Origin of the sequence: Ruegeria sp. SCP11, from assembly GCF_040329455.1 — a bacterium.
GTDB classification, from domain to species: Bacteria; Pseudomonadota; Alphaproteobacteria; order Rhodobacterales; family Rhodobacteraceae; genus Ruegeria; species Ruegeria atlantica_E.
In genome coordinates, this window is the sequence record NZ_JBDZYG010000002.1 from 486,685 (window position 1) to 504,729 (window position 18,045).

The 18,045-nt window shown below is 54.4% G+C and carries 15 protein-coding genes; 6 read left to right on the forward strand and 9 right to left on the reverse strand.

Going from position 1 to position 18,045, the window contains the following annotated elements; genetic code table 11:
- Nucleotides 1-15 precede the first annotated feature (15 nt).
- Nucleotides 16-1,206 (reverse strand): pyridoxal-phosphate-dependent aminotransferase family protein, encoded by a 1,191-nt coding sequence (locus tag ABLN94_RS05520; protein WP_352990114.1) that lies wholly within the window; start codon nucleotides 1,204-1,206, stop codon nucleotides 16-18.
- A 134-nt stretch (nucleotides 1,207-1,340) separates the two neighbouring features.
- On the opposite strand from ABLN94_RS05520, the gene ABLN94_RS05525 reads away from it, so the two are divergent.
- Nucleotides 1,341-4,217, forward strand: coding sequence for an FAD-binding and (Fe-S)-binding domain-containing protein (locus tag ABLN94_RS05525; RefSeq protein ID WP_352990117.1), 2,877 nt, complete (start codon nucleotides 1,341-1,343; stop codon nucleotides 4,215-4,217).
- 9 nt (nucleotides 4,218-4,226) lie between these two features.
- Nucleotides 4,227-4,895 carry a GntR family transcriptional regulator gene (locus ABLN94_RS05530; RefSeq protein ID WP_352990119.1) on the forward strand — a complete coding sequence of 223 codons (669 nt, stop codon included), beginning with the start codon at nucleotides 4,227-4,229 and terminating at the stop codon, nucleotides 4,893-4,895.
- Between the two features lie 51 nt (nucleotides 4,896-4,946).
- On the opposite strand, the gene ABLN94_RS05535 is transcribed toward ABLN94_RS05530, so the two are convergent.
- From ABLN94_RS05535 to ABLN94_RS05555, 5 genes are read right to left on the reverse strand one after another with little or no spacing between them, the layout of a single operon-like run.
- On the reverse strand, nucleotides 4,947-6,023 hold the full coding sequence (locus tag ABLN94_RS05535; RefSeq protein ID WP_352990122.1) for an Ldh family oxidoreductase: 1,077 nt from the start codon (nucleotides 6,021-6,023) through the stop codon (nucleotides 4,947-4,949).
- Complete coding sequence (locus ABLN94_RS05540) at nucleotides 6,013-6,885, reverse strand: ABC transporter permease (RefSeq protein ID WP_170336355.1); 873 nt, start codon at nucleotides 6,883-6,885, stop codon at nucleotides 6,013-6,015. The genes ABLN94_RS05535 and ABLN94_RS05540 overlap by 11 nt, the downstream gene beginning before the upstream one ends.
- The gene (locus ABLN94_RS05545) at nucleotides 6,882-7,691 is read right to left on the reverse strand and encodes an ABC transporter ATP-binding protein (protein WP_170336353.1); all 810 of its coding nucleotides are present in this window, start codon (nucleotides 7,689-7,691) and stop codon (nucleotides 6,882-6,884) included. The genes ABLN94_RS05540 and ABLN94_RS05545 overlap by 4 nt, the downstream gene beginning before the upstream one ends.
- The gene (locus ABLN94_RS05550; protein ID WP_170486686.1) at nucleotides 7,688-8,716 is read right to left on the reverse strand and encodes an ABC transporter substrate-binding protein; all 1,029 of its coding nucleotides are present in this window, start codon (nucleotides 8,714-8,716) and stop codon (nucleotides 7,688-7,690) included. The genes ABLN94_RS05545 and ABLN94_RS05550 overlap by 4 nt, the downstream gene beginning before the upstream one ends.
- Before the next feature lie 58 nt (nucleotides 8,717-8,774).
- Complete coding sequence (locus ABLN94_RS05555) at nucleotides 8,775-9,689, reverse strand: fumarylacetoacetate hydrolase family protein (protein WP_352990127.1); 915 nt, start codon at nucleotides 9,687-9,689, stop codon at nucleotides 8,775-8,777.
- Nucleotides 9,690-9,830: 141 nt separating this feature from the next.
- Between ABLN94_RS05555 and ABLN94_RS05560 the strand changes: the two genes are divergently transcribed.
- The 4 genes from ABLN94_RS05560 (at nucleotide 9,831) to ABLN94_RS05575 (ending at nucleotide 13,967) form a co-directional block, all read left to right on the forward strand.
- A complete protein-coding gene (locus ABLN94_RS05560) occupies nucleotides 9,831-10,511 on the forward strand; it encodes a FadR/GntR family transcriptional regulator (RefSeq protein ID WP_352990130.1) in 681 nt (226 codons plus the stop codon).
- 194 nt (nucleotides 10,512-10,705) lie between these two features.
- Nucleotides 10,706-11,389 carry a fumarylacetoacetate hydrolase family protein gene (locus ABLN94_RS05565; protein ID WP_352990132.1) on the forward strand — a complete coding sequence of 228 codons (684 nt, stop codon included), beginning with the start codon at nucleotides 10,706-10,708 and terminating at the stop codon, nucleotides 11,387-11,389.
- 60 nt (nucleotides 11,390-11,449) lie between these two features.
- Nucleotides 11,450-12,985 (forward strand): acyl--CoA ligase, encoded by a 1,536-nt coding sequence (locus ABLN94_RS05570; protein WP_352990135.1) that lies wholly within the window; start codon nucleotides 11,450-11,452, stop codon nucleotides 12,983-12,985.
- 4 nt (nucleotides 12,986-12,989) lie between these two features.
- Complete coding sequence (locus ABLN94_RS05575; protein WP_352990138.1) at nucleotides 12,990-13,967, forward strand: 2-dehydropantoate 2-reductase; 978 nt, start codon at nucleotides 12,990-12,992, stop codon at nucleotides 13,965-13,967.
- Between the two features lie 553 nt (nucleotides 13,968-14,520).
- On the opposite strand, the gene ABLN94_RS05580 is transcribed toward ABLN94_RS05575, so the two are convergent.
- The 3 genes from ABLN94_RS05580 to ABLN94_RS05590 are packed head-to-tail and all read right to left on the reverse strand — an operon-like array spanning nucleotide 14,521 to nucleotide 17,825.
- Entirely contained in the window at nucleotides 14,521-15,207 is a 687-nt protein-coding gene (locus tag ABLN94_RS05580; RefSeq protein ID WP_352990140.1) for a c-type cytochrome, read from the reverse strand.
- Entirely contained in the window at nucleotides 15,194-16,525 is a 1,332-nt protein-coding gene (gene soxC / locus ABLN94_RS05585) for a sulfite dehydrogenase (protein WP_352990142.1), read from the reverse strand. The genes ABLN94_RS05580 and soxC overlap by 14 nt, the downstream gene beginning before the upstream one ends.
- A 37-nt stretch (nucleotides 16,526-16,562) precedes the next feature.
- On the reverse strand, nucleotides 16,563-17,825 hold the full coding sequence (locus tag ABLN94_RS05590) for a cytochrome c (protein ID WP_352990145.1): 1,263 nt from the start codon (nucleotides 17,823-17,825) through the stop codon (nucleotides 16,563-16,565).
- Between the last annotated feature and the right edge of the window lie 220 nt (nucleotides 17,826-18,045).

An 18,045-nucleotide genomic window follows, 5' to 3' on the forward strand; every position in this document is an offset into this window, starting at 1 on the left:
GGCAGCTCTACTGGCCTAGCTGAGACTGGTTCGAATTCGTCTGACAGCACCCTTGAGATACTCCAATGCAGCCTGAGTACCGCCTGTAGTGTGCGGCACGCCGCTTTTGGCGAGTCCCATTTCTACGCCTGAGAGTGTGCCCATCAACATCAGGTCGTTGAAATCGCCCAAGTGACCTATTCGGAATACCTTGTCGGCTACTTTGGATAGACCATTTCCGAGTGAGATATCATAGTGCTCCAGCGCCGTCGCACGAAAGGCATCAGCAGAATGTCCCTCAGGCACTTTGACAGCGGTCAGTACGCCTGACTCCTGACCTTGGCGGGCACACAATACCTCAAGCCCCCATGCTTGCACGGCAGCTCGAGTCGCGGCTCCGTGGCGGGCATGACGAGCGAATACGTTCTCCAGCCCCTCCTCGTGCAACATATCGATGGCCTCATTCAATCCATAGATAAGATTGGTGCCAGGGGTATAAGGGAAGAACCCTTTCTGGTTTGGCTCGACCATATCCTGCCAATTCCAATAGCTGCGTGGCATGGTCACGGATTTTGAATGTTCCAGAGCACGATCGCTCACAGCGTTGAAGCTGAGACCCGGCGGTAGCATCATCCCTTTTTGCGAACCGGAGACACAGACATCTACGCCCCATTCGTCGAACCTAAAATCGATCGATGCAAGGCCAGAGATTGAATCAACCAAAAGAAGGGCAGGGTGTTTCGCCGCGTCTATTGCCCTGCGCACTTCCTCAATAGGCGAGACTGACCCGGTAGAAGTTTCATTGTGGACGACGCATACCGCCTTGATCTCGTGCTGACTGTCCGCGCGCAAGCGGTCTTCTATCTGATTGGGGTCCGCACCGCCACGCCAATCCCCTTCAATCAACTCTGGCTGTAACCCAATTTTTTCAGCCAAGTTACACCACATGAATGCGAAATGTCCTGTTTCGTACATGAGAACTTTTCCGCCCGGCGACACTGTGTTCACAAGCGCAGCTTCCCACGCGCCTGTACCGGATGAAGGGTAGATAAAGACGTTTTGTTCTGTCTTGAAAATTGTTTTCATCCCAGCGAGGGCCTTGTGGCCTACTTCTGCAAAATCTGGCCCCCGGTGATCGGTGGTCTGCATGCTTATGGCCTTCAGGATGCGTTCCGGCACGGCACTTGGCCCTGGGATTTGCAAAAAATGTTTGCCCGCCTGGCGCATCTGAACTGATCCTTCCGCTGGCGCCGAAACAGTGGCGCAATTACCTATTGGCAAAAGTTAATTATGAATTCATTATTCAGTCAACGGTGAAGTGAAGCTTCTAATTGGCTAGTTGGGAAGGAAAGGCGAACCCGATGCTTGAGAATGGATCGTTGCACCGCCGACTGATGTCTGACGTCCAAGGCGAGGTGATGGCTGACCCGGCATCACGCGCACGATACTCGACTGACGCTTCGATCTATCAGATGATGCCGGACGCCGTGGTCATTCCCCGAAACAAAGAGGACGTGCAGGCCGTGATGTCTGTAGCGCGCGACGAAGGATGCTCCGTTCTTCCGCGCGGCGGCGGCACATCGCAATGTGGGCAAACGGTCAATCAAAGCGTTGTCTTAGACAACACCAAGCACTTGAATCGTGTTCTTGACGTGGACGTTGAGAACCGTGTCGCGCGTGTTCAGCCCGGCGTTGTTCTGGATCAGTTGAACCAGTCACTAAAGCAATATGGCTTATGGTTTCCCGTAGACCCCTCGACCGCGTCGCGTTGCACGCTTGGAGGAATGGCCGCCAACAACTCTTCTGGTGGAAAATCCCTGCGCTACGGGATCATGCGCGATAACGTCCGTGCAATAAGTGCAATCCTCAGCGATGGTATGGAAGCACGGTTCAGCGCCGATACGACGGCATCTGGCGATTATGCCGATCTTGTTGGGGACATGCGTGCTCTGGGGCGTCGCGAGGCTGCGGAAATTGACGCCCGGTTTCCCAATCTCCAGCGTCGTGTGGGCGGGTATAACATCGATGCGCTTGTCGGTAACGACGTCAACATGTCTCATTTGCTGGTGGGGTCAGAAGGCACTCTGGCCTATTTCACTGAATTGGAACTGAACCTTGCTCACTTGCCGGGCGAGAAAGTTGTCGGCGTGTGTCATTTCCCGACGTTCCGTGCTGCGATGGAGGCAACACAGCACCTCGTGACGCTCAAGCCGCAGGCGGTAGAATTGATCGACGACACCATGATTGCGTTGGGGAGAGATATCCCATTGTTCCGCAGTACGATTGAGGCGTTTGTAGAAGGCAACCCTGAAGCGTTGTTGTTAGTGGAATTTGCTGAGGGTAGCGCTGACGCCAATGCTGCAAAGCTAGTCGAGCTATCGCAACTGATGGGAGATCTCGGGTTTGATTTCAGCGGGACTGAAAACCGTTGGGGCGGGGTTGTATCAGTTACTGATACCAAACTGCAAAACTCGATCGCCGAATACCGAAAATCCGGGTTGAACGTTATGATGTCGATGAAGGAGGCCGGCAAGCCGATCTCTTTTGTGGAAGATTGCGCCGTCCCGTTGCCTGATCTCGCCGATTATACCGCTGGCCTGACCGAAATTTTTACCCGGCACTGCACAAAAGGGACATGGTACGCGCATGCCTCAGTCGGGTGTCTCCATGTTCGTCCTGTCCTGAACATGCGGCAGGATAAAGACGTCCGGACAATGAGAGCGATTGCCGAAGAGACCTTTGATCTAGTCAAAAGATATAAGGGGTCTCATTCAGGCGAACACGGCGATGGGATTGTGCGATCAGAGTTTCATGGCAAGATGTTCGGCAAGCGTATCGTTTCCGCGTTTGGAGAGGTTAAAAACCGGTTCGATCCCGATGGGCTAATGAACCCCGGCAAGATCGTTCACGCGCCTGCCATGGATGATCGCCGCCTATTCCGCTACGGCCCGGACTATTCAGTGCCGGAATTTGAGACAGCGTTGGACTGGTCAGCTTGGCCAGATGCCGGAGGCGGATTTCAGGGTGCCGTTGAGATGTGCAACAACAATGGTGCATGCCGCAAGCTCAAGGGCGGCGTTATGTGCCCCTCCTTCCGCGCGACCCGAAACGAGCGCGATGCTACGCGTGGGCGGACAAATACATTGCGGTTTGCCATCAGCGGGCAGTTGCCGGGCGGTTTAACTTCAGACGCAATGCGAGACACGATGAAGTACTGCGTGTCCTGTAAAGCTTGCGCTCGGGAATGTCCGACTGGAGTCGACATGGCGCGAATGAAGATAGAAGTGCTTTCAGCGAAGCATAAAAAAGATGGGCTGACATTGGCTGATAAATTAATAGCTTATCTGCCGAGATATGCGCCAATAGCTGCAAAAGTCGCGTGGTTATTGAATGCTCGGAACAAAATTGAGCCCTTGCGTGCGCTGTTGGAGAAACCGACTGGAATTTCGGAACGACGTGATCTGCCAGTGTGGTCTTCTGACCCGTTCCGTGACGCTGAGGCCCAGGACACTGATCCGCAGGTTCTTCTGTTTGCAGATGTGTTCAACCGGTATTTCGAGCCGGAAAATCTGCGCGCCGCGGTCCGGGTTCTGCGTGCGGCTGGGCTTCGGGTTGCCGTAGCGCGAGATGACCAAACCGGAAGGGCGCTGGATTGCGGGCGGACTCTTTTAGCTGTGGGTTGCGTGGACGAAGCGCGCCACGAGGCACAGCGCGTGATTGATGCGACACGAGAAGCGGTTGCTCAAGGCATACCAGTAGTCGGGCTTGAACCTTCCTCTATCCTCACGTTCCGGGACGAGTTTTTGGCTCTTTGCCCGGGACGGGAAGCGGAGTCTTTATCGAACGCCACGCATACCTTTGAAGAATATCTGGCCAAACAGCCGGACTTGCCTCTGAAATCAGTAGATCGCCCGATCTATGTGCATGGACATTGCCATCAGAAGGCACACGATGCCGTCACCCCGATGCTCACCTTACTAAAGCGTATTCCCGCAGCACAGGTTCACATGATTGAAAGCAGTTGTTGCGGTATGGCCGGGGCATTTGGATACGCGCCCGACACTATCGATGTCTCGATCAAGATGGCAAAGCTCGACCTGTTTCCGGCTTTAGAAGCGGCACCGGCGGATGCAATTGTTGTGGCGGACGGGACATCATGCCGGCACCAAATCACTGAGGGCACACGGCGGCGGCCCATGCACGTCGCGCGCTTGCTGGAAATGGTACTTGATGACTAGGAAGTGGCTATGAATCTGACGGATAGCATCAAACGCACTACGCTACACGAAGAGCTGGTCGAACGCCTGCGCAACCTTGTTGTAGAAGATGTGTTGAAGCCCGGTGAAAAAGTGCCCGAGAAACAACTTTGCGACTCATTGGGTGTTTCACGGACACCATTGCGAGAAGCCCTAAAAGTTCTTGCATCAGAGGGCTTTGTGGTGCTTCAGGCCAACCGCGGTGCCCGCGTCGCCAGTGTTACGAGAGAGGAGTTGGAGAACACGTTTCCAGTGCTCGCAACGCTTGAGCAACTGGCGGGGGAGTTGGCGTGCCAGCACGTGGACACCGCGGAAATTCAACGGATCGAGAGACACCACAGGGATATGCTGAAAGCCTACCAGTCACGGGATCGACAATCATATTTTAAGGCCAATCAGGACATTCATCAGGCGCTGATACGCGGGGCGCGGAACGATGTCTTGGAAAGCCATCACACACTGTTGGCCGCGCGCGTTCGCCGTGCGCGTTTTATGGCCAACTTGTCGGACGAGCGCTGGGCGCAGGCAATTGACGAACATGAAGTCATGATGGACATGCTTAAGGCTCGCGATGCAGATGGGCTTGGTAAAACCATGAAGCTTCACATGATGAACAAACTTTCTGCTCTTGTGAAAGCGCTGGAGGCGGAGGAGTGTTAGCTTCGCTACCTTCTGGACAAAAGCGCCTAGAAACTTCCCTCGAATACTCTGCTAGTCAGCGTTGAGACCGGGAAACGGGGGCTTCAGCCGACAGTCTTGGGCAAGTCTGTTAAGGTCCCGACAAAGTGCGGGTTTAAGCCTCACACCGTCTTTTCGGCGGGCCTCAGCGGCGGCCGATTTGCCGTCTCCGGGCAGCCGTACCGGTTCATGATCGGGCAGGGGGGGTGATGCACGCATTTCGGAAAAGACGCGGGCTGCGTTTGAAGCAAAGTCTTTTTCCATCCCAAAGGCTGCCGGATTAAGCGCCATTACGAATTGCCCTGTGTTTGTGGATGATGTCGTGTCCGAGGTGAAGTTGACAACATCAGAGCCGAAGGCTGCACCGTTCAAGACCCCGGCCATCAACCCGATGGCTACAGAAAGACCGAATCCTTTTGGACCGCCGATCGGCAAAAGAAACCCTTCTGATTTGCGGGCAGGGTCCGTTAACGGATTGCCATCGCGCCCGACCATCCAACCTTCGGGCATAGGCTCACCTTGTTGCAGCAGCGTCTTGATCTTACCCATCGCGGCAACAGTCGTCGCCATATCAAAGACAAACGGGTCGGGGCCATCGGCAGGTGCAGAGAAAGCGATGGGATTGGTTCCAAGAAGTAAGTCGCTTCCGCCATAGGGCGGAACGTGGTTCGCACTGCCCACCGCCGCGGCCATGCCAAGCATGCCAGCTTCGGCTTGTGGGCGCACATAAAGCGCGAGTGGTCCTGCATGGTTGCCGCGTCGAACACCAACCCATCCGATGCCGGCCTCTCTCGCCTTTTCTGTTGCAAGATCTCGCGCCGTCGACATAGCTAAATGCCCAAGCCCGTCATCTCCGTCGATCAAAGCGGTTGCAACAGTCTCATGCTCTATGGTGACGTTTGGCGTGGCATTGCACCCGCCCCCTGCCAGCCTGGCAAGGTACTGGCGCAGGCGAAAGACCCCGTGCGTGCCATATCCGAAGATATCAGCCTCTACCATCAACGAGGCCACCTTATCCGCATCTATTTTTGGCACACCTCGTGTTCCGAGCGCGCTCGCCACAAATTCATGCAAGGCCTGGCAGCTAATTTTCACAGGTTCAGAAGTCATCTCTGCCAACCTGTTCTTTGTGCCAGAACACCAATTTGCGCTGCGTCCAAACCACTGTTGCAAACACAGCCAGACCGACGAGGCTGAGATACAGGATCAACGAGAAAACGCGTGGAGTATTGAGCTGAGAGGCCGCGACACGGATCAACTCGCCAAATCCCTTTCCGCCGCCCAGGAATTCTCCTGTGATCGCACCCGCCATAACTCCGACTGCTCCGATCTTGAGGCCGGTGAATATCTGCGGCAGGCCGGTTGGCAGCTTCATCTTGATTAATGTTTGCATCCGGCTCGCGCCCATCGTCTTGAAAAGCATGCGAGCATTTTCGTCGGCGGCGTGAAGCCCGGCCGCGGTACCAACCACAATTGGAAACGTCGCGATAAAGGCCGCAAGTGCGACCTTGGATTCAATGCCGAAGCCCAGCCAAGCTACGAAGAGAGGAGCGAAAGCGACTTTTGGCATCGTATCGATGGACACCAAGTAGGGCATTACGGCCTTCTCGCCAAAGGCCGTTTCCCCAACTAAAACGCCCAGCGAAAACCCGATCGCGATTGCCAGCGCAAAACCATAGATGACCTCTTTGATGGTGATCCACAGCGCCCCTAGCATGTATCCGCCAGTCAAAAGGTTTTGCCCCACGAAGATCATATCTTTGAGGGTTTCCATCGGCGTCGGCAGAATGATCGGAGAGACCAGCTTGAGGCTTGTCACAATTTGCCAGGTACCAACGAAGACCACGAAAACAAAGGTCATCGCCAGCCAGCGAGGGACCGAGTCGATAAAGTGAACTTTCTGCTCCCATACAGTGTCTTCTGAGGAGTCAGCTTCTTTTACGGAAGGTGAGTAATTCTGAACTTCGCTCACATTTCTTCTCCCTTATCCAGGAGGCTGCGAATGTAGTCTACGATAGCGCCGAATTTGGGTGTCGTCATCATATCGAGTGTTCGTGGGCGTGGCAGGTCGACCTCAACGATTTCAGCAATCCTGCCTGGGCGCGGTTTCAAAACGACGATTTCGTCAGACAAAATAACAGCTTCCTGAATGGAGTGCGTCACAAGAAAAGCAGTCGCATCCTGTTCCCTGCAAATCCGCTGCAATTCCATGTTCATCATGTCGCGCGACAATTCATCGAGGGCGCTGAAGGGTTCGTCCATCAAAAGTACAGCTGGCTCAGTGATCAGCATCCGGCAGATCGAAGCGCGCTGCGCCATGCCGCCCGACAACTCGTTCGGATATACGTTTTCGAACCCTTGCAATCCCACGATGTCTAAAAGCTCGTGGGCCTTGGCCATAGCCTGCTTGGCCGCTGCCTTTCCATCGCGGATCTCAATCGGCAAAACGATGTTTTCTACAGCTGTCTTCCACGGGAAAAGCGTCGCCTGCTGGAACATCATACCAATGTCCCGGCGGGTCCCTGTCACTGGTTGCCCTTGAAGGATCACACGCCCTTTGGTGGGCGGGATCAGACCGGCCATGATTTTAAGCAGAGTTGACTTGCCGCAGCCACTGGATCCAATGACAGATGTGAAGCTTCCTTTCCGAAGCGTCAGATTAATGTCCTCGAGAGCGACAACAAGATTGCGTGCATAGGTCTTGCTTACGTGGGTCAACTCATATACCGGCGTGCCCAAGGGCGCGCCGGAAAACTCATGTGTGACTACAGCGTTCATTTGCTGACAGCCTCGTTGCCGATTGCAGCAAATTCATTGGTCCAGGCCGCGCTCAGGTCATCAAGTGGCCCCGGAATTTCGCCCCCTGCGACCAGTGCGTCTTGCCATTCTTGCCAGACTTCGGCGGGATACCACCCCAGGCCATTGCTTGGATCTGCTGCTATGGTTTTTGAGCGTACGGCATCGAACAGCGCTGACTGGAACTCCTTGTCCTCGCCTTCCTGCGGGTTACCATCCGCCAAATGCTTCAAAACAGCTTCACGGTTGGCATCATCCAGTGCAAATGCATGACCACGTGCGAACGCGCGGCTCCAAGCTTCGACCAATTCACGGTCGTTGGCGATTGTGTCAGCCATTGTGGCGATGCCGTTACCGAAGAAACGCCCGAACTCCGCAGGCGTGATGTCACGCACCGCCATTCCGCGCTGGTTCAGAATTGCCGTGTCAGCTGTCGATGCGGAATACGCGTCGATTTCACCGTTCAGGAAAGCCGCAGTTGCCGGGCCACCATCGCCGACGGTTAGGAAGGTGAAGTCTTCACCCTCTTTCATACCCGCCCCGGTCATCACATTGCGCGCAAAGCCCACTTCCGCGCCATCGGCAGTACCTGTTCCGATGACTTTGCCCCGCAGCTCTTCAACGTTTTGGATGTCGGAGTCTTCTGGCACGGCGATGCCGAAGTTGCTGCGTGCCGCAACGTTGTAAATATGGACGGCGTCCACATCCCGCGACCGGGCCGCAATCAGGGGGCCGGGTCCGGGACGCCCAAAGTGCGCTTGTCCCGCAGACAACGCCTGAAGCACGGCTCCTGAGCCATTGATCGCCTCGACGGTTACGTTCAGACCTTCATCTGCAAAATACCCTTCACCAATGGCGACGAATACAGGAAATGAGTTGATTGCCGATGGGCTTGGTTGCACGAAGGTGATATCTCGTAAATCTTGTGCAAAACCCTTTGTTCCCAATGCTCCCGCCACTGGAACTGCCGAAAGCAAGGACGCTGTGAAAGTCCTTCTGTTCATCATTGTAGTCTTCCTCCCTTGCATGGTTGGCAACCCGCTGATTCAGCTATGCAGGAGCCACTTACACAGCACGCACGGTATTCCTGAGCGTGCCGATTTCTGAAATTTCGCAAACCACGATGTCCCCGTCTTTCAGGAACTGTGGAGGGTCCATCGCGTAGCCGACGCCAGACGGCGTGCCGGTTGCGATTACGTCGCCAGGTTCCAAGGTCATGCCTTCTGAAAGGGATGCGATCAGCGTTGGAATGTCGAAAATCATGTCCGACGTCGATCCGTTTTGGCGCTGTTCGCCGTTGACTGTTAATCCGATTGATAGAGCGTGCGGATCGCTGATTGTATCAGCGGTCACTATGAAGGGGCCCAATGGGCAAGACCCATCTAAACCTTTGCCTTTGAAATACTGCCCACCATGTCGGCGTTGAATGTCGCGTGCGGTGATGTCATTGAGGATCGTATAGCCGTATACATGGTCGTATGCGTCAGCCTTGGCTATGTTTCGCCCCGGTTTTCCAATCACAACTGCCAGTTCAACTTCATAGTCAATGGCTTGTGAGACCGAGGGGAATATCAGAATGTCTGCCTCTGGCGCCACAATCGATGTCGGCGGTTTTGTGAAGAAGACCGGATGCTCTGTTACGCCAATTTTTTGGTTTTGGGCACGTTCGCCCTCGGCGATGTGTTCAGCATAATTGCGCCCGACACAGAAAACGTTCTTACGCGGGGAAGGAATTGGTGCCAGAAACGGCGCGTCATCCGGGACCAGTGCGTCGTTTAGATTACCCGCTTCGGCCGATGAAACGAGGGTTTTCAAAACGCCAAGCATATCTTTTCCGCCTGCGATCAGATGCTGCATTGAACCCGCGTCCAGCGCTTCGCCAAGCACTTGCGCTGCGCGCAAAACGTCCAACTTGCCGCCATCGTTTAGTATTGCCACGCAAACGGCGTGGCCCTCTACGGAAACAGTTGCTAACCGCACTCGGCACTCCTCCCTCGTGCTTATGTCAAGACGTGGTCACGGATACTGTCCGGCGACTCGTTTCTTGCTTTCCTCTTGCCCTTGAGTTTTTTCCGACTTGGCGTTTCAATCAATCAACCAATCGCCAAATTGGGTGGAGATATGAGTGCACCAACCGAACTCGCGCACCGTGTACGCGACCTGATTAACAATGCCGGATACAGGCATAACGACAGGCTCCCACCTGAACGTGAGCTGTGTTCAAAACTTGGGACCACTCGCAATCAGTTGCGAAGAGCGTTGGCAGAGCTTGAGGCCCAGGGGCTGATCTGGCGTCATGTGGGGCGGGGAACATTTGTTGGTTCCAGGCCGGTTCTCAACCTCACCGATGTAACTTATTTGGGCAACCAAATTAAACCTGAGCAGGTTGTATCCGTTAGATTTACGATCGAGCCGCAGCTTAGCCGCCTCGCAGCGCTCCATTCCACACGTTCCGATCGTGAGCAAATGAGGCTTTGCGCGGACAAATGTCGTACCGCAGAGGATTGGCGCACGTACGAAGCATGGGACAACAATTTGCATTACGCTATTGCCCGCTCTACTCGTAACCAGCTTTTTCTATACTTTTTTGAAACTTTGAACTCGGTTCGTAGGTCTATTGTTTGGGGGCAGCCACGCGAAACGCTGAGGCCTGCGGAGGATTATTCCAGTTTTCGTGAGCATGATATGATCGTGTCTGCCATAGCAAAGGGCGACGGTGAACTTGCGGCCAGTACTATGGTGGAGCACCTGAAATCGGTTTATTCGCGTGTACTGCCAAAGAGCATCCAGTCTGACGACTGAAGCAGCACCAATGCCCAACCAATTCAAGAAATGGTCGGGCCGAAAGGGGCCTGGAGCTCTTGCAAACTAGCCCTAATTTTGGCGATGACTCGGTAAGCGACCACGTCCGATCATATCTGGCGTGGCATCGATCGGAGGGTGTCTGACCGCTTGGAAATCCGATCTTTGGCAATCAATCGTTCAGGAGGAAAGCGATGTCCGACTATGTCATTCCCGCGCCGCAGGTGCATGAAATACACGTAGCGGGGGGCGGCACGTTCCCGGTCCGTCGTGTCTACTGCATTGGGCGAAACTATGCAGCACATGCAATTGAAATGGGCCATGACCCGAACCGGGAACCCCCGTTTTTCTTTCAAAAGAACCCAGACAATTTGGATCCTTCAGGGGAATTCCCTTACCCCCCACACAGTTCCGATGTGCATCACGAAGCAGAAATGTACGTCGCGCTAAAGTCCGGTGGTACGAACATTGGGGTAGACGATGCATTGGATCATGTCTTCGGGTACGGTCTTTCGCTTGATATGACCCGTCGCGACCTGCAAGGGCAGATGAAAAAGATGGGCCGCCCGTGGGAAATTGGGAAAGCGTTTGAGCGCTCGGCGCCATGCGGACCAATTCACAAGGCATCAGCGGTCGGGCATCTCGACAGAGGTCCGATTACTCTGACGGTGAATGGTGAAGTTCGGCAAGAAGGCGACTTGAACCAGATGATCTGGAAAGTCCCCGAGATGATCTCTTACCTGAGCGACTACTTCGAGCTTGCGGCCGGTGACGTTATCCTTTCAGGGACACCTTCTGGTGTTGGTCCCGTCAACCGTGGGGATGTTATGGTCTTGGCCGTCGACAAGCTGGGTAGTCTGACCATTCGTGTAACTTAAGACCTGCTGCAAAAACCTTACTCTGCGAAACAAACCGACGCTTGTGTAGACGGATAACAGATGCCCCATTTAGTCGCTGAATTGATCGCACGCCACGCAGACACTGCAAATGCCATTGGCGCGCCTGGCCGGTCTTGGTTGAGCTACCTTGGTTTGCGCGAGCATTGCGCGAAGGTCAAAGAGGATCTGCATCAGATCGGAATAGGGCGCGGCGACAGAGTGGCAATTGTGTTGCCCAACGGGCCAGAGATGGCGACTGCATTCATATCCGTCGCCCAGGTTGCGACGACGGCACCTTTAAACCCAGCGTACACTTACGAAGAATACGTCTTCTATCTGAAAGACCTGAAAGCCAAGGCACTTCTTGTAAGCGAAAACGAAAACGGCCCAGCCGTGCAAGCGGCGACGGAACTGGGTGTAACCATCTTGCGGGCTTCTGCTGATAGTTCTCGCCCAGCCGGGCAGTTCTCCGTTCTAGCGTGTGACCCAATTGGAGCGGCTGATACATCGGCGCCGGGCGAAGATGACGTCGCCCTGATACTCCACACATCAGGAACAACGTCGCGCCCTAAGATCGTTCCCTTGACGCAGGCCAATATCTACGCGTCGGCGCAAAACGTGGCTTCGTCTTTGAAGCTGACGACGGACGATCGCTGTCTGAGCATTATGCCCCTGTTTCATATCCATGGGTTGATCGCGGCCGTCGCTGCGTCCTTGGGCGCGGGCTCTCAAATTAGTTGCACTCAGGGCTTCAATGCTCTCAGCTTTTTTTCACAACTCGCCGAAGTCGATCCGACTTGGTACACTGCAGTTCCAACAATGCACCAAGCCATTCTCGCCCGGGCTGCGCGTAACCAATCGATCGTTGAGCAATCACGATTGCGTTTCTTGCGGTCTTCTTCCGCGTCGCTGCCTGCGCCGGTAATGGAAGAGTTGGTAGCGACTTTTAATGCGCCTGTCATTGAAGCTTACGGTATGACTGAGGCAACACATCAAATGTGTTGCAACCCGCTTCCTCCACAAAGGCAAAAGCCCGGATTCGTCGGACTAGCAGCGGGCCCCGAAGTCAGAATTGCAGATGAAACGGAAAATGTATTGGTCGCTTCGCGTGACGTCGGAGAAATCGTTATCAGCGGTCTGAACGTGACACCGGGATACGAGAGCAACCCGCAGGCAAATGCAGACAATTTCTTTGAAGCGGATGGAAAACTCTGGTTTCGCACCGGTGACCAAGGGTCGTTCGACGAAGGGAATTACCTGCGTCTGACCGGACGCCTTAAGGAACTTATCAATCGTGGTGGAGAAAAAATCAGTCCACTTGAAGTTGACGCCGTGCTTCTGAGCCATCCGGACGTCGCTCAGGCAGTTTGTTTTGCCGTTCCCCACGAAAAACTGGGCGAAGACATCGCAGCGGCGGTGGTGCTCTCAGAAGGAGCCGCGATTGCTGGTCAGGAAGTCCGGGATTTTGTGGGCGCGCGGCTCGCAAAGTTCAAGGTGCCGACTTCAGTGGTTATTCTCGAAGAGATTCCAAAAGGCGCGACTGGTAAGATACAAAGGATCGGGCTGGCCGCTAAATTGGGACTGGCAAAGGCTTAGACACATGAAAATTTGTATCTTTGGTGCCGGAGCTATCGGAGGTTACGTGGCCGCGAAGCTTGCGCAGACTGACGTCGACGTTAGTGTTGTCGCGCGTGGATCCCACCTGGCCGCAATGCAAGAAAAAGGGCTGACCCTTTTTGAGGATGGGCGGGACCCGATCAACGTGACAATACGAGCCTCGGACAATGCTACTGATCTCGGCCCACAAGACTATGTCTTCATCACACTTAAGGCGCATTCTGTTCCAGTAGTCGTGGACTCAATGCAGCCGTTGATTGGGGACGAAACGACTATAGTGAGCGGAGTGAACGGGGTGCCTTGGTGGTACTTCCACAAGCAGGGCGGCCCCTTCGAGGGGACGCGGTTGGCATCTGTAGACCCGGGAGACGCGCAATGGAACGGTTTTGGACCGGATCGAGTGCTTGGATGTGTTGTCTACCCAGCCGCAGAAGTTATTGCTCCGGGTTCGATCAAGCATGTCGAAGGCAATCGTTTTTCACTAGGCGAGCCCGATGGCTCTAAATCAGATCGTGCCGCCAACCTTTCGGTCGCATTGTCCACCGCCGGGCTGCGTGCGCCTGTTAGACCAAGAATTCGCGACGAGATTTGGCTTAAGCTATGGGGCAACTTGTCGTTCAACCCGATTTCCGCTCTTACCCACTCAACACTTGATGTCTTGTGTACCGATAAGGGTACACGATCTGTGGCGCGTGGAATGATGCTAGAGGCTCAGGAAATCGCTGAAAAACTGGGGGTTAGGTTTCCGATTGATGTTGAGAAACGAATTGATGGCGGAGCAGCTGTAGGTGCGCACAAGACCTCGATGTGGCAGGACTTGGAGTTGCATCGACCTATGGAAATTGATGCCTTGGTCACTTCGGTCCAGGAATTAGGGCGTCTAACTGGGATCGCAACACCTACGATCGATACTGTAGCGTCGCTCATAAAGCTGAGGGCAAAGGTTGCTGGCCTTTATTGATTTACCTTCAGACCTTACTGGAAAAAATATGCTCGAGGTGGGTAGGGGCTGAATGGCGTCTTGGCACCCCCGATCAAAGGGCTGGTTCCACGTTGCTCAAAAACCTCTCCCGCCAGCACAGAATTAATTCGCCGATCACGACATACCAAAGTCACGTTTTTTTACTCCGGTAAGTTTCCTTCTGTGCCTATGGCACTCCTTTTCGAAGTACATTTCTAAGCCATTTCAATCTCGTATCTCGGTAGAAATTGAGTACCGTCGTTCCTGGTGCTGTCAGAAGAACTTGGGTTGAGGCGGGTATCCGCGGGAAACTGAGACTGGTTCGAATTCGTCTGACAGCACCGGATAAGGTCTTCGAATCCAAAGTTTGGGGCCTGTTAAATTGATGCCATTTTGAGCCTGGGCTTCACGGGGGCTCAAAATTTGTCACCAGTGAATACGCGAGTCTACACGCTCAAATTTAAGTGTACCAAGCTCTAATAACCCCAAAGCAACGCCATCCCGGCCATATGCTTCGTGTATTGCGCGCCTGCGAAAACACCACCAGCATTCACTATCGAACCATGCAATCCGTTAGAGGAACTGGTTTGCCATAATTCTCTCCCGATCCGACCAAAATACCAGCATCGCCGGGTAGCGAACAATTCGACATGCAGCGGGGCGCAAACACGTCTGGACGGGCATCACAAATGAAACCATCGACGTTAGGCATTGTCACCTGCATCAGACTGTCTCGGTCCAGGTCGGCTCCTGTAGGTAGGATATCGTTCAACACCAGGATATGCGCGGTGACGGCATAGACTTCGTCATTGCTTAGTGAATGGGCCGTTGCAAAGGGCATGGCACGGCGGACGTAATCAAAGAAGGTCGTGGCATACGGCCAATAGCTGCCCACAGTTTGCGCAGGCTGTTGTTCTGTGTCGGTCAAGGGTGGCGTCGAACCGACAAGGGTGGGAAATGCACCGCGATCCAGCAGAACCTTCACACCAACGCCTTTTTCGCCGTGGCAGGCCGCGCATTTATCCCTATAAATTTGCTGACCCTCTTCAGCATTGCCCGTTCCATCGGGAAGGCCGGTTCCGTCGGGGAAAACGTTAAGGGACCAAACCGTTAGATCTGCCTCCGAGATTGTTTGGCCAAGACACAGGGGGCGATCATTGCAGTCTGCGGTCTGTGCTACTACCAGGCCAGAGGCCATTGTCAGCAGAATGGTACAGAAAATCAGGTTACCCCTGCGCATTGTATACCTCGCCATTGCTTTCGACCCGCCACGTCTGGATGCCATTATTGTGGTAGGATGAGAACTTGCCGCGCGCTTCGACGAGTTGCTGAACGAAAGGCTGCGTATAGCCGGTTTCGTCAGTGGCACGGCTCATTAACAGCGTTTCGCTGCCGTCCCATCTCCAGGGCATGGTGAATTCGGTCAGGCATTTTGACATCACCGGCTCTGTCAGCTGCGCTTGGGTCCAGTTGCGCCCACCATCAAGTGACACATCCACATGTGAAATCTTACCGCGCCCAGACCAAGCGATGCCCCGGATTTGGTAGAACCCTTTTTCCGGCAGGGATTGACCACCCGACGGGAAGGTGATGATCGACTTGGCTTCCATCACCAGCGAAGAAATCCGCGCCTTACCGGACTTCAGCAGATCGGTGTATTGACCTGTTTCAAACGTTGCAAAAAGGGGCCGATCGGTTACCTCTATCCGCTGCACCCATTTGATGTTCAGATTGCCTTCGCAACCCGGCACGAGCAGCCTCACCGGATAACCTTGCTCCGGGCGCAGCATTTCGCCATTTTGTGCAATAGCGAGGATGCAATCGTCCAACGCCCGCGCCATCGGAAGGCTACGCGCTAATGCTCCGGAATCTGCGCCTTCGACGATTAGCCACTTGGCCCTTTCAATATCGGCCCCCGCCTCAAGCATAAGGTCAGACAGCCGAACGCCGGTCCATTCTGCACAGCTGAGGAGACCGTGAATATCTTGTGCAGTCAAATATGGTGAAGTTTCCTGCCCGCCATAGGTTGCTTTGCCCCAGATCAGATCGCTGTTGCCGGAACATTCAAGAAATCTGAACGCGGTGACAGTGGGAAAGCGGCGCAGATCCTCCATGCTGAGTTCTAGGTTGCGGTCGACAAGCCCGTGAATGACCACTTTGTGCTTTGCTGGGTCCATGTCCGCATAGCCACCGTGAGATCGTTCATAAAACAGCCCGTTGGGAGTGATGATCCCACGCAGATCCTGTAGCGGTGTTCCGGTCCAGGAGGATTCGTTCATTGGCGGAACATAGCCCTTTGGCGAAAACTCGGTTGGGGTGGGGCGACGGATCACTGTTTTTTCGAACGATGATGGGTGACCATAGGGATTTGTACCGACCGGATCGCCCAGCTCGGTCGCCCAGGGGCGTTGCAAGGGACCAGCCGCGGCGCCCTCAGCCCCGAGACCGGCAACCAATGTGACCGCCGTGCCAGTGGCCACACCGACACCGCCCGTCAGCACGCTGCGCCGTGTGACGTTGGTGTAGCTATTGGCCTGCTTGTCTTGATCATCACACATGTCAAATTCCACTTTTTCCGATCTGGCGCGGTGCCACCTATTTCAGAATTGCCTCAATGTCGGCCTCGGTAAATTTGGGCAGGTCTGGTGTTCCAGCCGCAAAAGTGTGCCGTAGGAAATTGGCCAACTCTGCGATCTGCGTCGGTGTCATACGGTCCTTGAAGGCGGGCATCGGGCTAGAATTAGGTACGGACCTGGGATCAGGAAAACCGTTAACGATTGCGTAAAGCATGTTGCGGCCCCCAATCTGCGCAAGCGTAGAGTTGCCTGCCAATGGCGGCGCCCCATCTTTCACCCCCTTGCCGCGCGGGCCATGGCACATCGAACAATTGTTCAAATACAATGCCCGCCCCTCGGGAAACGAAGCTGTAGTCTCGCCAGCCACGGCGGCCAAAACGACGTTGTCATTAACCCTTGGGGCTGATGGCAGATCCAGAAGATAGGTTGCCATGGCGATCCGATCTTCATCGGTCAACTGCGACAATGAATTCTTCACCACCAGATACATTTCTTTGAATGCGGTTCCTTTGGGCCCTTTTCCTGTTTTAAAGAATTCGGTCAGATATTCAGCAGTCCAGCCACGTTGTTTCAGGGCCTCAGGCCGAATATCGGGCGCTTCATAATCTGCAAGCGGTGCCCCGGCCAACGCACGGCTATGCTCAGCAGCGCCAAAGGCGTTGTGTGGCGTGTGGCAGGCACCGCAATGGCCCAGACCTTCGACCAGATAGGCGCCGCGGTTCCAAACCGCACCTCGGGACGTATCCGGTTCGTAAGTCCCCCGCTTCGCAAAGAGTACATTCCAAAAAAGCACAAGCTGTCGAATATTGAAGGGAAAGCGTAATTCGTTTTTTGGAACGCTTTTGTCGACCGGCGTCTGGGTCATCAGATACGCAAGCATCGCATCGGAATCTTGGCGTGTCACCAAGTGGTATGATGGATACGGCATTGCTGGATAGAGCGGCTGAAAAGTCCTGTAAGAGCCATAAGCGAGGATTTGGTAAAACTCGGCCGAGCTCATGCCTTTGATGCCCTCATCAGACGGGGTAATGTTGGCGGAATAAATGCCACCAAATGGGGTATCAATCTTAAGCCCGCCCGCGAACGCAGCTCCGCCCTCGGTGGTGTGGCAAGACGTGCAATCGCCGGCAGCGGTCAAATATTCCCCCCGCGAGATGGTTTCAGCATCGGTCGCGATCGGATGGTTCTCGACACTGGGTACGGCCCACAGCCAGAAGAAAAGAATGATCAATGCCACTGCGCAGATGACAATTCCAAGAATAACTTTGAACAAATGCGCCATAATTGCTTGCCGACCAATCAATTTGATTTCGAGGGTATTAGGACGATGCTAAAGCATTACCACATCTACACATATCTGTCTCGGTGCGTGCTTTAATCGACCTTCAGTGGGCCTTGTCAGAAGAACTTGGCTTGAGGCGGGCGGGGTGCTCTCATAGCCTTCGCGTATGATTACACAATCGCCATTCAAGTACTTCAAGACCAGTCCCGAGGTCATTCGT

What these genes read in the sequence shown, in the direction of transcription:
- ABLN94_RS05520 (WP_352990114.1), bottom strand. Translation starts at nt 1,206, where the DNA reads ATGCGCCAGGCGGGCAAACATTTTTTGCAAATCCCAGGGCCAAGTGCC.
- ABLN94_RS05525 (WP_352990117.1), top strand. Translation starts at nt 1,341, where the DNA reads ATGCTTGAGAATGGATCGTTGCACCGCCGACTGATGTCTGACGTCCAA.
- ABLN94_RS05530 (WP_352990119.1), top strand. Translation starts at nt 4,227, where the DNA reads ATGAATCTGACGGATAGCATCAAACGCACTACGCTACACGAAGAGCTG.
- ABLN94_RS05535 (WP_352990122.1), bottom strand. Translation starts at nt 6,023, where the DNA reads ATGACTTCTGAACCTGTGAAAATTAGCTGCCAGGCCTTGCATGAATTT.
- ABLN94_RS05545 (WP_170336353.1), bottom strand. Translation starts at nt 7,691, where the DNA reads ATGAACGCTGTAGTCACACATGAGTTTTCCGGCGCGCCCTTGGGCACG.
- ABLN94_RS05550 (WP_170486686.1), bottom strand. Translation starts at nt 8,716, where the DNA reads ATGATGAACAGAAGGACTTTCACAGCGTCCTTGCTTTCGGCAGTTCCA.
- ABLN94_RS05560 (WP_352990130.1), top strand. Translation starts at nt 9,831, where the DNA reads ATGAGTGCACCAACCGAACTCGCGCACCGTGTACGCGACCTGATTAAC.
- ABLN94_RS05565 (WP_352990132.1), top strand. Translation starts at nt 10,706, where the DNA reads ATGTCCGACTATGTCATTCCCGCGCCGCAGGTGCATGAAATACACGTA.
- ABLN94_RS05570 (WP_352990135.1), top strand. Translation starts at nt 11,450, where the DNA reads ATGCCCCATTTAGTCGCTGAATTGATCGCACGCCACGCAGACACTGCA.
- ABLN94_RS05575 (WP_352990138.1), top strand. Translation starts at nt 12,990, where the DNA reads ATGAAAATTTGTATCTTTGGTGCCGGAGCTATCGGAGGTTACGTGGCC.
- ABLN94_RS05580 (WP_352990140.1), bottom strand. Translation starts at nt 15,207, where the DNA reads ATGCGCAGGGGTAACCTGATTTTCTGTACCATTCTGCTGACAATGGCC.
- soxC (WP_352990142.1), bottom strand. Translation starts at nt 16,525, where the DNA reads ATGTGTGATGATCAAGACAAGCAGGCCAATAGCTACACCAACGTCACA.
- ABLN94_RS05590 (WP_352990145.1), bottom strand. Translation starts at nt 17,825, where the DNA reads ATGGCGCATTTGTTCAAAGTTATTCTTGGAATTGTCATCTGCGCAGTG.